General features: G+C 64.0%; 3 protein-coding genes. 1 reads left to right on the forward strand and 2 read right to left on the reverse strand.

The annotated features are described in order from the left end of the window. The first annotated feature begins 147 nt into the window (after window positions 1–147). Window positions 148–1,053 (forward strand): L-serine ammonia-lyase, iron-sulfur-dependent, subunit alpha, encoded by a 906-nt coding sequence (gene sdaAA, locus F0P96_RS14690; protein WP_151079664.1) that lies wholly within the window; start codon window positions 148–150, stop codon window positions 1,051–1,053. 93 nt (window positions 1,054–1,146) lie between these two features. On the opposite strand, the gene F0P96_RS14695 is transcribed toward sdaAA, so the two are convergent. Beyond that, on the reverse strand, window positions 1,147–7,743 hold the full coding sequence (locus F0P96_RS14695; protein WP_167291217.1) for an Ig-like domain-containing protein: 6,597 nt from the start codon (window positions 7,741–7,743) through the stop codon (window positions 1,147–1,149). Window positions 7,744–8,095: 352 nt separating this feature from the next. Further along, window positions 8,096–15,292: a T9SS type A sorting domain-containing protein gene (locus F0P96_RS14700; RefSeq protein ID WP_151079666.1), complete on the reverse strand. Its 7,197-nt coding sequence runs from the start codon at window positions 15,290–15,292 to the stop codon at window positions 8,096–8,098. Window positions 15,293–15,556: the final 264 nt, after the last annotated feature.

Consider the following 15,556-nt stretch of genomic DNA (forward strand, 5'->3'; position numbering starts at 1 on the left):
GGCCGGCGCTGTTGCTTGATGGTGGCGGGATGCGCCAGTCGTTGACAACGAAAACCACTTGCTTGGGCACCCGCCGGGCGCGGCGTACGTTTGTATTCCAATCGGCCCCGGTGGCTGTTCTACTTCTGCTCCCAACCCCCTTTCCCCATGTCCCTGCTCTTCACCGATTTCGCCTCCTGGCAGCAGCACTGCGCCCAAACCGGTGAGCCGCTCTGGCAACCCGTGCTGAACTACGAAATGGAGCAGAAAGGCCGCTCCGAAGAAGCTATCTGGGACGGTCTGCAGCGGGCCTACGACGTGATGCGCGACGCCGTGCACACCGGTCTGTCGGAAAACATGACCTCCCGCTCGGGCATGATCAACAACGGCGCAAAAAAAGTGGCGGCCTCGCCCGTCACCGTGTTGTCGCCCGAGTTCAAGCAGCTTATCACCCGCGCCTTGGGAGCGAAGGAAGTTAACTCGTGCATGGGCCGGGTGGTGGCCGCGCCCACGGCCGGCGCCTCGGGTATTCTGCCCGGTGTGCTCGTCACGCTGCAGGATTTGCACAAGCTTGAGGACCGCAGCATTCTGGAGGGCCTGCTCGTGGCGGCCGGTATTGCCCTCATCATCGAGCAGAACGCTTCCCTGGCTGGCGCGGTGGGCGGCTGCCAGGCCGAAACCGGCTCGGCGGCAGCTATGGGCGCGGGCGCCATCGTGTACTGCCTCGGTGGCTCTGTCGATCAGGCGCTGGCGGCCGTGGCTATTACCATTCAGTGCATGCTGGGCCTGGTGTGCGACCCGGTAGCCGGCCTCGTGGAAGTGCCCTGCGTGGTGCGCAACGCCTCGGCGGCGGCCATTGCCTTTTCCTCGGCCCAGATTGCCATAGCCGGTGTCGACCCGGTTATTCCCGTCGATCAGTGCGTGGCTGCCCTCGGCGAAGTGGGCGAAAGCATGGAAACGCGCTACAAAGAAACCGCCCTCGGCGGCCTGGCCAATACGCCGCGCGCCCGCCAGATCGAGCAAAAAGTACTCATCCAGGACATCCAGATTCTGCCCGACGAAGCCCAGATGTAGGCCTGTGTTTCAGAAACTGCAACACGCAACAAGCCCCGCGTCCATCCGGACGCGGGGCTTGTTGCATTTCAAGAACTGCGCAGCGGAAGCAGGCTATTGCTTCACCAGCTTCAAGCGTTGCGGCTGGCCGTCGAGGATGAGCAGCAGCGTGTATACGCCGCTGGGCAACTGCTCCACGCCGGGCAGCGGCAGGTCGCTGGCGCCGGCAGGCAGGTCCACGGTGCGGGTCAGCACCAGGCGGCCGTTGGCATCGAGCAGGCGCAGCAGCGCAGCGGGCTGGGCCGTGGCGGCGCTCAGGCGCAGCGTCAGCTGGGAGCCGAAGGGGTTGGGGTAGGCACTCAGGCTGGCCGTTGCCCCGTCGAAGTTCACCGTGCGCGGACCGAAGAAGGCTTCCGTGCCGTCGAGGTCGAGCTGGCGCAGGCGGTAGTAGCGCAGACCCTGCTTGCCCGCTTCGCGGTCGGCGAAGCTGTAGCTGCGCGGGCTGCTGGAGCTGGGCGACGCGGGCTCCACCGTACCCAGCGTGCGGTACTGCACTCCATTGGTCGATACCTGCACCTCGTAGCGGAGCACGTCTTGCTCCTGCGCTGTTTCCCAGCGCACCACGGCGTTGGCCTGCTGGCGCTGCGCCGTGAGTGAAGTCAGGCTGATGGGCAGCGGCCCGGCGCCCTCGCCCAACGTCCAGCATGAGAGGTGGGTGAGGCCGTTGCGCCCGATCTGGTTCGCGTCCAGGTCGCGGGTTGAGTAGCTCAGCTGCTGCCAGTTGGCGGTGCTGACAGGCGCGCTGAAGAGCGTCAGGCGCGACTCGCTCAGGCCGTTCAGCTCGTCGTCGCGGTACGTGAAGCGCAGGTCGATGTTCAGGCCAGCATCCACGGCCGGCTTGATGGTGAAACCGCGCCGAATGCCTTTGGTCAGGCTGGCGCCGCTGCTCCACTGGCCGGTCGTGCGCACGACCTCGGTCAGCCCCGGCAGGGTGCTGCCGTGGGGCGTGAGGCTCAGGCCCATGCCACCAAAGGTGTACGTGACGTCGGGCGCGTTCAGGTTGGCAATGGTTTTTAATTGCCCGTCTACATAACCGGTGGCCGATTCGCCCACTAGTTGCGCGCCCGCCTCCAGCACAATGGGGTTAATACCGGCGTAAAAGTGGCCGCTGGTGGTGGTAAGCGTGCCGTTCACGCGCACTACGTTCACGGCGTAGAGGTAGTCAGCGGCGGGCTTGATCATCGAAATATTTGCGAAGAGCACGTTGCCGGTGATGTACTGGTCGCCTGCGCTGCGGAATTCCACCACGCCGCCCGTGAGCAGAGCTGTGGCCGAGCTGGGCAGGTTCCAGTTGCCGTGCACCCGCAGGGTACCGCCGGTCATCACCAGGCCCGCGTCGCCGTCGAAGGCAAGTGCGCGCACGGTTGCCGTGCCACCGCTGATTTGCGGCACCGGGCGCAGGCTGCCGCCGGAGTTCGGAATGATGGCGTCGGTAGCGGCGTCGGGCACGCAGGCGGTCCAGTTGCGGGCATCAAACCAGTCGCTGCTCACGGCGCCGGTCCACTGGGTGGGGCCGAGGTTGAGCACCAGCTGATCCTGCGCCGCGGTGCAGCCGCTGGCGTTGGTGCTGCGCAAGGTGAGCGTTACGGTGCCGGCCGTGCGGTCGGCCGCCGAAGGCGTGTAGGTGGCATTCAGGGCCGTAGCCGATGGGGCGAACGTGCCCGAGCCGGAGGTCGTCCAGGCAGCGCTGGTGGCTCCGCCGCCTATGCTGCCGGCCAGGGTGTAGGCCGCGGTGCCGCACAAACTGGCTTCGGCCGGACCGGCGTCCACCGTCGGGGCGTCGTCGGCAAATACGGCTACAGCTGTGCGGGCGCTTTCGCACTGCCCGCTACCGCCGCTCACCACCGCCGACACATAGTACGTGCCCGAAGCGGCCAGTGCGAAGGTGTAGCTCGTGCTCGTCGACAGCACGGGGCCGCCGGTGGGCGCGGCGTACCAGCGCACGGTGCCGCCGGTGTTGGGCGTGGCCGTGAGGGTAACGTTGCCGGGGCCGCAGCGGCGCACGGGCCCGTTGGTGTTCAGAATCCGTGGGTTGCCCACCGTCACCGGCACAATGCTGGACGTTGCCACGCGGCTACCGCAACGCACCTGCACCCGGTACCAGGTATTGGCCGTCAGGGCCGGGGTGGTGTAGGTGGCTTGATCGGCACCGCTGATGTCGGTGAAGGTGGTGCCGTCGCCCGATTGCTGCCACTGAATGGTGCCGTTGACAGCGTTGCTGACGGTGAGTTGTACGGTGCCGTTTTCGCACACGCTCGCGTTGTTGGGCGAAACACTGCCGACCGACGGTGCAGTTACGGTGCGCGTAATGGGCGTGGCCAGTTGGTCGTTGCCGGGGTTGGTATCGCCGGCCACGGTGGTGCTCAGCACGTAGGAATAAGTGCCCAGAGCACTCATGTCGAGCAGGCCGGCGTAGGCATCGAAGTAGCCGCCGGGGCCCAGTGTGCCAAACGAAAGGGTGGTGCTCAAGGTGCGGGTGGTGCCGCCGGGCACCGTCACCTGGGCCGTGATGGTAATGGGGTTGACGGCGAAGTCGATGAGGGCGGTGCCGTCGTTTTTCACGGTTACTTCCACCCGCTCGTTGTTGCTGAAGCAGCCGCGCACGGTGGGCAGGGCCAGCGTAACGGGGCGTAGATCAAGCCCCTGGCCGTTGGACAGGTACAGGTCGTCGACGTGGAAATCGTAATCCGGTCCGTCGCTGGTAGTGCCCGAGGAAGAGCGTAGCGCCACTATGATTTCCTGCCCGGCGTAAGCGCCCAGCGGTACGTCGAAGAGGCCGAGCGTGCCGTTGTTGGGCACCGGGTGAGCAGCGTCGAAGGTGTAGACGGGCACGTAGCTCACGCCGCAGTCGGCGGATACCAGCACCTGCACGCGGTCGTCGGTGCCGGCCATGCCCAGCGGGTCGCCGGTGGCTTGGCCGTAGTCGGTGGTGCCGGCGCGCAGGCTCAGCTTGGTAGTGGCGGTGGCCAGCACACGCGGGCCCACCAGCCAGCTGCTGAGGTTGGCGCTGTAGAGGTTTACTTTGGCCGTTTCGCCGAACGCCGGCCGCTGGTTCGAGGAGTTGGTGGTCCAATAGGAGTCGGCCGCTGTGGGGGCGGCGGCCTGGGTGCCGCCTTCGTACCAGCCGGGGCTCAGGGTGGGGAGGTTGGCGCTGCCGTTGTAGCCGGTGAAGGTTACCATCTGGGGCAGCGCGGCCACTCCGTTTTGCACCCGGGTTTGCTGGGCCAGCGCGTCGTTGGCGGGCACACCGTCGCCGGGCAGCTGGGTGCTGGCTACAAAGGTGTAGGTGCCGGCCGCCGTCAGGCTCAGCTGGCCCACCACCACATCGGCGGTGGCGTTGGCCGCAATAGGGCCGGCAAACGTGGTGCTAAGTGTGGTGCTGAGGGCCCCGCCCACGACCACTTGCACCGGCACGTTACTGATGGGGCTGATGCCGTAATTGCGCACCTGCACCGTCACGTTTTCGGTGGCCGAGTAGCAGCCGGCGGCCAGCGGCGCCACCAGGGCCACGGCGCCCACGTCGGCCGTGGGCGTGCCAATGAACAGGTCGTCCATGTGCAGGTCGTAGTCGGGGGTGTTGTCCACGGGGCCGTCGGTGGCTTTCAGGGCTACCAGAATCTGCTGCCCGGCGTAGGCACCGAGGGGCACTACGTAGTCGGCAAAACCGCCGCCGTTTGCGGGCACGTTGCCGTTGGCGGCGCTAACGGCGAAAATGGAGGTGAACGTGGCGCCGCAATCGGTCGAAACCATTACGTGCAGCGCGTCATCGGTAGCCGCCATGCCGCCGTGCGCATCGGGCGTGGTACCGGCTGTGCCGTACTCGGCCACGGCCGCCTTAAAGCGGAAAATCGTGCCGGCCGTGGGCGTCACCTTCGGCCCTACCAGCCAATCCTGGTGCGCGGCGCTGTAAAGGTTGATGCGGGCGGCTGCGTTGCCGGCAAAAGCCGTGGAGCCGGTCCAGGCCACATCCTGCGCGGCGGGCGCAGTGCTGCCGGTGGCTTCGTACCAGTTGGGGAAAGCCGTGGCGAGGTTGGTGCCGGTATAGCCGACGAAGTCGACGTTCTGGGGCAGCGCGGCCGTGGGCAGCACCGTGCGGGTGGGCACGGGCGTGAGGGTGTTGTTGCTGGCGGTACCGTCGCCGGGCAGGGCCAGGCTCACATTGAACGTGTAAGTGCCGGCAGCAGCCATCGGCAGTGGGCCGAGCACCTGCACCTGGGCGGTGCCGTTGGGCTGCACGGTGCCAAAGTCCATCGTGCCGGTCATGGTTTTCGTCACCGGCCCGCTTACTTGCACCGTCACCGTCAGCGGCTCGGCGGGTGTAAACGTGATGGGGCTGGTGCCCACGTTGCGCAAAACCACAGCTACCGGCTCGTCGGTGAGGCTGTAGCAGGTGCCGGTGCCGGGCGCCACCAGGGCATCCACGGCCAGATCTTTGACCGCCGGGGCGAATTCGTAGGCGCCCATGTCGGGCGGAGTGGTGCGGGTAGCGCCGGTTATGTCGGTGCTGATGGCCGCAATGGAAGCACCGGCGTTGTTAAGCGCGGCGCTGCTGGGCTTGAGCAGGGTGGAGGAGGCAAACAGCGGCTCGAGCGTGAGCGTGTGCGGGTCCTGGTTGCCGGTGGCGGTCTGCCAGTTGGCCAGCGTGGCTTTGTCGGGCGTGCCGGAGTTAAGGCTTGGAATGCCGGTGGCCCCGATGAACCCGTTGCCGGTATTGAGCAGGTACAGGTCGTTGTAGTCCGATACCGAGCCGGCCGGGCCGATGGCCACCGACGACGCGGAGTTCTGCGTAATCCAGCAGTAGTGCTTGGCCAGACTTTGGGCGCTGGTGTAGTTGGCAAACACGTTGTTGCGCAGGTTCAGCTTCGAGACGCTGCTGTTGCCCAGCTCAAAGCACGTATTGGTAGCCGTAGGCGCGTCGGAGCCGTCGATGCGCACCGAGTTGTGCCACACGTTGGTTTCGTTGCCGTAGCCGCCCGAGGTGCTCAGGTACAGCCCCGTAACTACGCGCGTGGCCGTGGCCGCGCCGGCGTAGGGTGTCGTCACGTTGCTCACGGCGTTGTTATAGAGGTTGAGCACGTGCCCGCCGTTGTTGTAGGTGGTCACGTAGAGGCCGTACACCGCGTTGGTGTTGGTCGATACCAACTGCCGAATGCCCGTCACCACGTTGTTGTACACGTTGGAGGCGTCGTTGCCCGCGCCGGCCGCCGGGGCCGACGTCAGGTTGGTGCCGATGCCCTGGCAGTACTCCAGGTGAATGCCGTTGCCGGGCTGTCCGGCCACGTTCTGCACGCGGTTGTCGTGCACGCTCAGGCGGCGCACCATGAAGGTATGAATGCCGTAGGCCACAGCCGAAGTGGTGTTGCCGATGCTAGTGGCGTCGCCGGCGTCGCCGATGGTGCACCCGCCGATTTCGATGTCGTATTCGGGGAACGACGAGCCCACGCTGAACACCTCAATGCCGTGGTTGACCTTGCTGATGGTTAGGTTCAGGTAGCGGCAGCCTTGGTTGAGGCCGTCGGTGCTGGAGGCCGACACGCTGCCGTACGAGCCGTTCGATGCCTGCAATACGCCCACCGAGTTGGCCGCGCCCGTGAGCGTGATGGCGGCGTTTTTGATGACGTTGTTCTGCGCGCCGTCGGTGCCGGAGGCGCTGCGCACGCGGTAGGCATAGGTGGGGTTGCCACTCACGTCGATGCCGTCGAAGGTGTAGTAGTCGGTGCCGACGAGGTCGATGCCGGCCGTGCCGCTGGTTTGCAGCACCGGGTTGGGGCCGCTGCCGCTGCGCACGAACGTCACGCGGCGGGAGCTGGCGCCCGTGGCCGTAATGGCGGGCAAGGTTTCGGCAAACTGCTGCCCGGCGGCCACGTCAAACCGCAGCACGCCGCCCACCCCGTGCTGGTTGAGTGATGTAACGGCGGCGGCAAACGTGCGGAAGTTGGTGGCGCTGGCGGGCAGCGTATTGTCGATGGTGTAGGTGCCCGACATGGGCGTGGGAGCTTGGCTGGTAAGCCGCACGTTGTCGAGGGCTGCCGGCGGCTGGGCTCCTTGGCTACCGTCGTTTACCCACGTGAACAGCAGTCGTTTGGTAGTGCCCGCCAGGCCGGACGGCAGCTGCACCGCGGACGTGGTGTAGGCGCTCTGCAGGTTAAGCTGAAACAGCTGCGTGCCGTCGGCCGCTGCGGGAACGGTGCCCGGCAGCGGCGCGTAGGACGGCGACACGAGGTACACCCGCAGAAAGTCCCAACTGCCTTCGCCCTGGCCGCGCCAGTCAAACGACAGACTGATGATGGTTTCGCCGGCCGGGAAGGTTACGTCGCGGTACAAATGCACCGCAGAACTAACGTTGACGCCGCCTGTGGTGTAGGCGTAAAGGGCCGTGCCCACGTCGTTGGTAATGTGCGCCGCGCCCGCGCCGGCCGCCGACGGACCGTTGCCGGGGGCGTTGCTAGCCGCCCAGCGGTTGGTTTGGGTGCCATTGAGCACCGTAAACGTGCCAAACGAGCCGCCCTCGAAGGTTTCATTAACGAGCGTGGTTTGGGCCTGGGTTAGCTGACTGACGAACAGAGCCAGCAACAGCAGCATAGGGATGCGCAGCCAGGGTGGGATTCCGTCGCCGGGGGAACGGCGCGCAATCGGTACAACAGGTTTCATAGCATAGGTAGTGTGGAATGGGCAGGCAAAGCGCGGCCAGCCCGGCCGTAAAACCGGGGCAGCAACGGCAGCAAAAGCTGGGAGGCAGTTGGCCGAAGGCACTCACGGGGCACTCCGGCGTTTCAACCGCGACAAAAGTAGATGGGCCAACCGCTGGCCACCGCCCCTGCCTCATCACACAAGCATGTGCGGCGGCCTACATCATCATGTGGTGCGCCACGTTGCCTGCGCGCTTATGGCCGGCTTCGGCAAGCCCCGATGATGGGAGCCGGCCGGCTCGAAGGTCCAGCTACCCGCCTACAAAAAAAGCCCCGCCGAATTCGGCGGGGCTTCTCAGGGCAACGAAGGTGGCTTACTCCTTTACCACCCGCACCGTGCGCGTTTGGCCGGTGGCGGTCAGGCGCAGCAGGTACGTGCCGGTAGCCAATTGCTCCACGCGGCGCAACGGCAGCTGCTGCAGGCCCGGCACGAGTTCGGCTGGCTGACGAAGCAGTACGCGGCCCACGGCGTCGAGCAATTCCACGGTAGTGTGGGCGGCGGTCGGGCTGCTTACTTCCACCGTCAACTGGGAGCCAAAGCGGGTGGGGTAGGCGGCCAGCCCCAGTTGGGCCGGGGCTTCAAACTGCAGCGTGCGCGGACCGAAGAAGGCGTCCTTGCCGTCGAAATCGAACTGACGCAAACGGTAGTAGCGCAGGCCCAGCTTGCCGGCTTCGCGGTCGATGAAACGGTAGCTGCGCGGGCCGCTCGAGTTCGGCGACTCGCTGGCCACGAAGCCCAGCGTGCGGTAGTTCACGCCATCGGCCGATACCTGCACCTCAAAGCCACGGCTGTTCTTTTCCTGCGCTGTGGCCCAGGTAACCACGGCGTTGGTGCCGTCGCGCTTGGCTTCAAACGAAGTAAGCGACACAGGTAGCGGTGTATCGAGGCTGCCCAGCGTCCAGACGGAGAGGTGGTCGAGGCCGAGCTTGGTCACGGTGTTGGCGCCGGTGTCGCGGTTGCCCCCTTCGGGGCGCCAGGGGCCGGCAGCCGTAGCGGCGCTGTACAGGGCTAGGCGATTTTCGGCCAAGCCGTTCAGCTCATAGCCGGAGTCGGCGTAGCCGAACACCAGATCCACATTCAGGTTCGTGTCGGTAGTAGGCACAACGGCAAATTGTCGGCGGATGCTGGCGTTGGTGCTGTTGGCACCCGTGCCGTACACCGGCTTGCCGGTGGAGCGCGTTACCGTGGTAGGGCCCGGCAGGGCAGTAGTCGTGCCGTTGCCGTGGGCAGTCAATGTCAGGCCCACGCCGCCGAAATTGCTGGTGCTGCCGTCGGTGCTCAGCGTCGCCGCCACCACCACGTTGCCCAGCACGTAGCTGGAGGCCGTTTCGGTGAGGGAACCCGCAAGGTTCACTTGGTAGGTAGTGGCGGGGGTGTAGGTTTTCAGAATGCCACCGCTCAAAGACAAGGTGCCGGCCACGTTTTGGTTGGCCGCCAGGCGCAGCGTGTCACCAGGCTTGTTTACGGTCAGATCGAAGAAGCTCACCGCGTCGGTTAGCTGCTGGGCCGTGCTGCCCACGAAGGCCACCGTGCCGCCGCTGAAGGCGCTGGTGGCGCCGGTGCCTGTGCGCGTCCAGTTGCCGCTCACGCTCAGCGTGCCGCCGGTCATGGCCAGCTTGGCGTCGCCGGCAAACGTGAGTGTGCGCACGGCGGCAGCTCCAGCCCCGAGGGCCGGCTTGTTGGCTGTGCCGCTGGGCACCACGGCATCCACGGCGGCGCTGGGCACGCAATTGGTCCAGTTGGCGCTGCTAAACCAGTCGGTCGAGGCCGAGCCGGTCCAGGTAGTGGTGGTGGTTTCGTTGAGCGTCACCGTATTGGCGCTGCCGCTCACGCCCAGACTGCAGCCGTAGGCGTCCGTCACGCTCACCAGCGTGTAGGTGGTGCTAGCGCCCACGAGCGGTACCGTAATGGCCTGGCCCGCCGTGGCGTTGTTCACGGTCGTTTGGGCCGTGCCGTTGGAGTACACCACCGTAAAGAGGCCGCCGTTGCCGGCGCTGTTCACGGTGAGCGTGGCCGAGCCGCCGGTGCACACCTGCTGGGTGGTCGGGCCGGCAAACGCGGCCAACTGCTGAGTGTAGCTGAACTCATCGGAGCCGATGTCAGGCGTGGTCTGGCGGTCGGTGGCGGCGTTGTCGAATTCCCCGTTCACGCCCGCCACGGCTAGGCCGGCATTGTTGAGCTGGCAGTTGGTGGTGGGGTCGAGGTTGAGGTTGCCCGCGCTGGGGTCGACAAACTTGGCGTTGCTGTTCTTGGAGTTGGCGTCGGGGGAGCCGGTTTGCGCCTGCCAAGCCGCAAACGTGAGGGCCGTGGCGTTGTTTTCGGCCGTTTGGCCAGCCACGGCGGCGTACAGGTTGTTGTAATTTGAGTTGACGCTACCCGGGAACGTGGCACTGCCGGGCACCCCAATAGCAAAGTGCCCGCCCGTGCCGCCGGTGCGCACGTTCACCAGCACGTTGTTGCGTAGCAGCGAACCAGCAGTACCAGACATGCGGAAAGCGTAAGTCTTCACGGCCCCGGTGCCAGCTGTGCCGTTCACCAATGCCGAGTTGAAGTAAAAGTTTTCGGTGGTGATAAGAGACGTATTGTTGAGTATGCCAATAATAATAGGCGCGTTGCTCAGGCTGGAGACAGCCGCGCTCGTATTGCCCAGCGTTACTTGGTTGTTGGCTACCGTCCAGCTGCCCCCGTTGAGCGCGATGCCGACAACGCCGGCCGTGGCAGCCGTACCGCTGTTGGTCAGGTTGTACACCCGGTTGCGGCTGATGGTGCCCGTATTCACCGTCGAAGTGCGCGTTTGAATACCCGTCACGTAAATGTTGGGCGTGCTAGCCACTGCAGGATTCAGATCCAAGTCCGAAACAGTGTTACCGGTAACCAGCTGGGCCGTGGAAGCCGAGGCGTTGGTGGTGGCCGCAATGCCCACCAAGCCAATGGATCCAATTCCTCCCGACTGCGTCGAGTTGCTGGTGATGTTGCTTACGGTGTTGCCGCTGATCGAGTAAGAAGTGTTGTCAAGGCTGGATTGGGTGGCGTCGATGCCAATGAAGGAAGCCGACGAGCCTCCGCCTGAAAGGGTGAAGTTCCGGACGACGTTGCCGCTGATGCTTACGCTCGGAGCGTTGCTAGTGCCGGCGGCCACCAGCCGGATGCCCTTCACCACACCGTTGGGAGACGAGTTGACCCAGGCGGCGCCTCCTGCTTGGGGCTGGGAGCCGCCAATGTAGTTGCCGCTTACCACAATGCCCGTCACCGACGAGGCAAAGTTCAGGTTGATGACGTTCAGGCCGGTAGCCGTGAGTACTGCCGCCGGGCCGGTGCTGTAAAACGAGTTATTGCTAATCGTCCAGTTGCTGCCGCCCGTGCCCGTGGCTACACCAAAACCCTGGAAGGTGAAGTTGAAAATATTGCACCCCGAGATGGTGTTACCGCTGTTGCTGATCGTGCTGGTAGTTACAGAGTATACCCCCTGGCCCGGTTGCGACGTTGCCACGTTGCTCAGGTCGCGAATGTCGCAGTTCAGCACTTGGTTGTTGTCGTTGCCGGTCACGCCGGCCGTCACGCCATTGAACACAGCCGTGCTGCTCGAACTGCCAAACGTGATGACACCGTTGCTCAAAAGGGTTCCAGCGCCTTCGGCCACTACATACTGGATGACGTTATTAGTCGCGTCCTGAATCAGGTTGAATACCACGCCGTTGACGTTGGCATTGCGGAAGAGCAGAAACTTGTCGGTGCCGGTTTGGTCAAAACGACCGTCGAAAATCACCCGGTCTGCTCCGTTTAGCGTGACGCCGTTGGAGGGGCTTCCGGTGCCGGTGGCGGCCCAACCCGTAATGGTGCGCAAAGTGGGCGCGCTAGGCTGCACCCGAATGGTGTAAGAGCCTGTGCCCTGTTCCGTGGGTGGGTTGAGCACGTTTGAGCCGTCTTCAGTCGTAATGTCGCCGGTAATGAGGACGGTCAGGTTGCCGGTGAGAATGCCGCCGTTCAGGGCCTGAAATAGGCCGCCGGCCGCCGTCAGCGAGGTGTACGTCTGGCCGGGGCCCACATTCACCGTACCACTGAACGAAGCCTGAATGGAATAGCTCGGCAAGGTACCGCCGATGGGGAAGGCCGCGCTGGTCAGCGCCACACTCGCGGGCGTGGCCGCAAAGGTGTTGGGCGAGCTGATGCCCACGTTGGGAGAACCGGCCAAATCCTGCGCCACTACGAAGTATTGAATGGTGGTGCCGGCTGGCAGCGCACCGCCCACATTGCCCGGCAGCCTGGAGTAGTCGAGCACAAAGCTGAACGGCGAGGTAGTGCCCGTGGCTTCCACATACTTGAAGCCTGCCGTGGTGCTGGTGTTGTCGTTGAAGGTATTGGCGTCGGTGCTCAGCTTGTAGTACAGGCGCGGTGCCGTGCCCGCCGTCACGTTCACGCCGCTGGCATCAGTGATGGTGACGTTGGTCAGCGTCGGGCCGGTGGTGCTGGTGGTGTTGGTCAGCGGCGTGCCAATGGTGATGAGCGGCGCCGTCAGGTCGATGGCCGTGAAGGCGCCTTCGTCGGCTCCGATGTCGGGCGTGGTGGCATTGCGCGGGTTCTGGTCGTAGTCGTCGGCCACGGCTAGGCCCGACTGCGAGCCGCCGGTCAGCGGCTGGGCGCCGCCTTCGGCCTGGGTCGAGCCGCCGGGCGTCAGGTGCGGGTCGGCGGCGCTAACAAAGGGGGTGGTGCTTTCCGTCACGGCCGCCGACTCGCGCGGCGTGCTTACCGTACCGCCGTTGACGAGCAAGCGGTATTGAGCCAGCGTGGTGGCCGAGTTCGTGCCGTCATAGTAGAGCGCCGTGGTGCCGTAGAGCAGGTTGTTGTTGCTGGTGGTGGCCAGCGTGGTTACTGCAGCCGAGGTGCGGTAAAAAGCCACCGCTCGCGAAGTGCCCGTAGCACCCGCCGCCAGCACATACTTATTCACCAAGATGTTGTTGCGGTAGTCCAAGCTGTTCATGCCGGTGGTGGCATTCAGCGCCGCCGACTGGTGGCTGGTGTTGGTAGCCGTACCGCTCAGGTACACCGTGTTGTAGTACACGTTTACTACGTTGCCCACCGAAATGGCAATACCCCGCACGCCTGGGTTGCTGCTGGAGGCATCGGCCCGTAGGTTGGCAATCAGGTTGTTATAGATGTTGCACACGGTGTTGGCCGCGCCGCTGCCGTTCTGCAGCCGGATGCCGTAGGTGTTGTTGGTGCTGCTGCCGCTGTGTATCAGCGTGTGAATGTAGTTGCGGTAGATGTTTACCGTCTGGCCCGAGGGTGTGGCCACGTCAATGCCTTCCAGGCCGGCCGTGTTGCTGGCCGTGCTGGTGAGCGTGAGGTTGTTGATCTTGTTGTCGAAGACGTTGAAGCGCGACGTTGTGCTAGTCGACGCAATACCGTACAACCCCGTAGCCGTGGCCGAGCAGCTAAGCTGCGTAATGGTATTGTTGCTGATGTTGCCGGTGCTGGCTACTGAGAAGTCGATGCCCACCACGCCAAAGCCCGACGAAGCCAACGCGCTGGTAAAGCCCGTGATGGTGTTGCCGCTGATGGTCAGGTTGGTGCTGGCTGTGGTCAGGTTGCTCAGGCCGTAAAGCGGGCCCGTGCTGGCGGCAGCCGAAAAGGTGTTTAGGGTGTTGTTGCTGATGGTCAGCAGGTTCTGGGCGTTGAAATCGATACCCGAAGCCGCGGTAGAACCTGTCGGTGAAAGGTTGGTAATGGTGGTGTTCTGAATGGTCGTGTTCTGGTCGAGGGCCGTGCTGCCGCCGTTGAGTTGGATGCCGCGCAACGCGTTCTGAATCGTGCTGTTGAGCACCGACAGGTTGCTGTTGGCGCCGCCAGCAGCCGTGGCCGAACTGAGCGTATAGATGCCGACGGGGCCGTTCGCGTTGGTTTTGTCGAGCGTGATGGTGCCGTTCTGGTAGGTCACAAACTGGCAGCCGTCGGTACCCGAAAGCGCGTTGAGCCACAGGCCGCGCTCCATCTTGGTGGTGGCCGTGGCGTTGGCGGTGTTGTCCTTTAGGTCGATGCTGGTGATAGTGACGTAGTCGGAGCCGTTGAGGGTAATGACAGCGTCGGTGGAGCCGGTGCCGCCGGTGCCCTGCACCACGGGGTTGGCGGCCGGGCCGCTTTTCTGGAACGTGATGGTGTTGGAGGCCGTGCCGGTCGCCGTGATGGTCAGAGGCGCCTCGTTGAAGGTCTGGCCCGACGTTACGTTAAATGTTACCGCACCGCCTAGGCCTTCGTTGAGCGCGGCCACGGCGGCAGTCCAGGTCTGGAAGTTGCGCCCACCGGTGGCCACCGTATTGTCGATGGTGTACTGGCCCGAGAGCAGTAGCGGGGCCCGGCTCGTCAGCACCACGTTGTCGACGGCGGCCGGGGGCTGGTTGGCTGAAGCGTTGTCATTAACCCACGTGAAAATCAGGCGAATAGTAGTGCCGGCTGTGCTGGTGGGCAAGGTGCTGGTAGAAACCACAAAGCCGCTGCTTTGCCCGCGCAGGTTGTCTACAATTATCGTTGGTGTACCCGTACCTGTACCGGAAATTGCGGTGCCAGGAGCAATGCGGGAGGTGCCAACCGTTGGAGTAAAACTGGTAGGAGCGTACGAAACCCGCAGGTAATCAAAGTTATTCTCGCCGTTGTTTTTCCAGTCGAATGATAAGCTAACTAGGGTTTGACCCGCCGGAATAGCCACGTCTTGGTAAAAATGCACAACCTCCGAGCCACCAGCTGTGCTTGACGTGTAGGTGTGCGTAGCGCCGGCGGGGTCATTGGAAATATAGGCTGCGGCACTGCCCTGAGTAGCGCCAGCCGCCGTGCCGGTAAACCATTTGTTGGTGGCGCTGCCGTTGAGAACCGTAGTAAAACTGCCGAAGCCACCCTCGAAGCTCTCGTTGATGAGCGCGGTGCTGGGGTTGCTGACGGTGAAGGTGGCTTTGTAATTGGCGCCGCTGTTGCTGTAAAACACGGTGCCGCCGGGCGTGGTGCTGGCCTCGCCATACACTTCCAGCGTGTAAGTGCCGTTAGGCAGGCCAGCCAGCAGGTTGGCAGTGTTGGAGGTGTTGGTCCACTGCTGGTTTTGGAAGCCCGCGCCCGCGCCACCGATGTTGCCGTCGAACGGTAGGTTGATGGCCGTAAAAGCGCCGCTGCCCGCTCCGGTACCCAGGTACACGCGGTATTGCAGCCGGGCGCTTTGCACGTCGTCGGTGGCCAGGTTTTTAAAGGTTTTCAACTGCGCACCGCTGAGTACCAGCGACTGAGCCGGCGTGAAAGTGCCCAAGGAGCCCGTGAAATCAGGGTTGGCAGTGGTCGTGCTGGGCACCATGTCGTAAAACGTGTTGCCGCTGCCGTTGGCATTCAGCACCACGTAGCCTTCGTAGATGCCACTCTGCGCGTTGGCCCCGAAGGGCAACAGCAAGGACAAGCACAGCAGCCAGCCAAGGCCAGTGTGCCATGCAGCACCAAGCAAACCAATGGGCTTCTTGCGGGGTAAAGATGTGGGCATAGAAAAAAGGTGAGCGTGAAAAAACTGGAAAGAGAAGCGCCGATGTTCGCCGGTCATTCACTGGGCAATATGCCGGCACGGTAAGCCGCGGCGCTGCGATACTCAACCACGGGTTGAGTACACAGGCCTGAACAGTAGAATCTTAGAAGCAGCAGAAGGGCAGGGCTTTTCAGCAAAGCTTCTGCGGAAAGCTAGTATTTTTTCGGCTAAACAGATGAACTTGCTAGCCGAATGGAGGCGTGCCGTGTGCTAATAATCCTACTC

The organism is Hymenobacter busanensis, assembly GCF_008727865.1.
In the GTDB taxonomy this organism is placed as follows: Bacteria; Bacteroidota; Bacteroidia; order Cytophagales; family Hymenobacteraceae; genus Solirubrum; species Solirubrum busanense.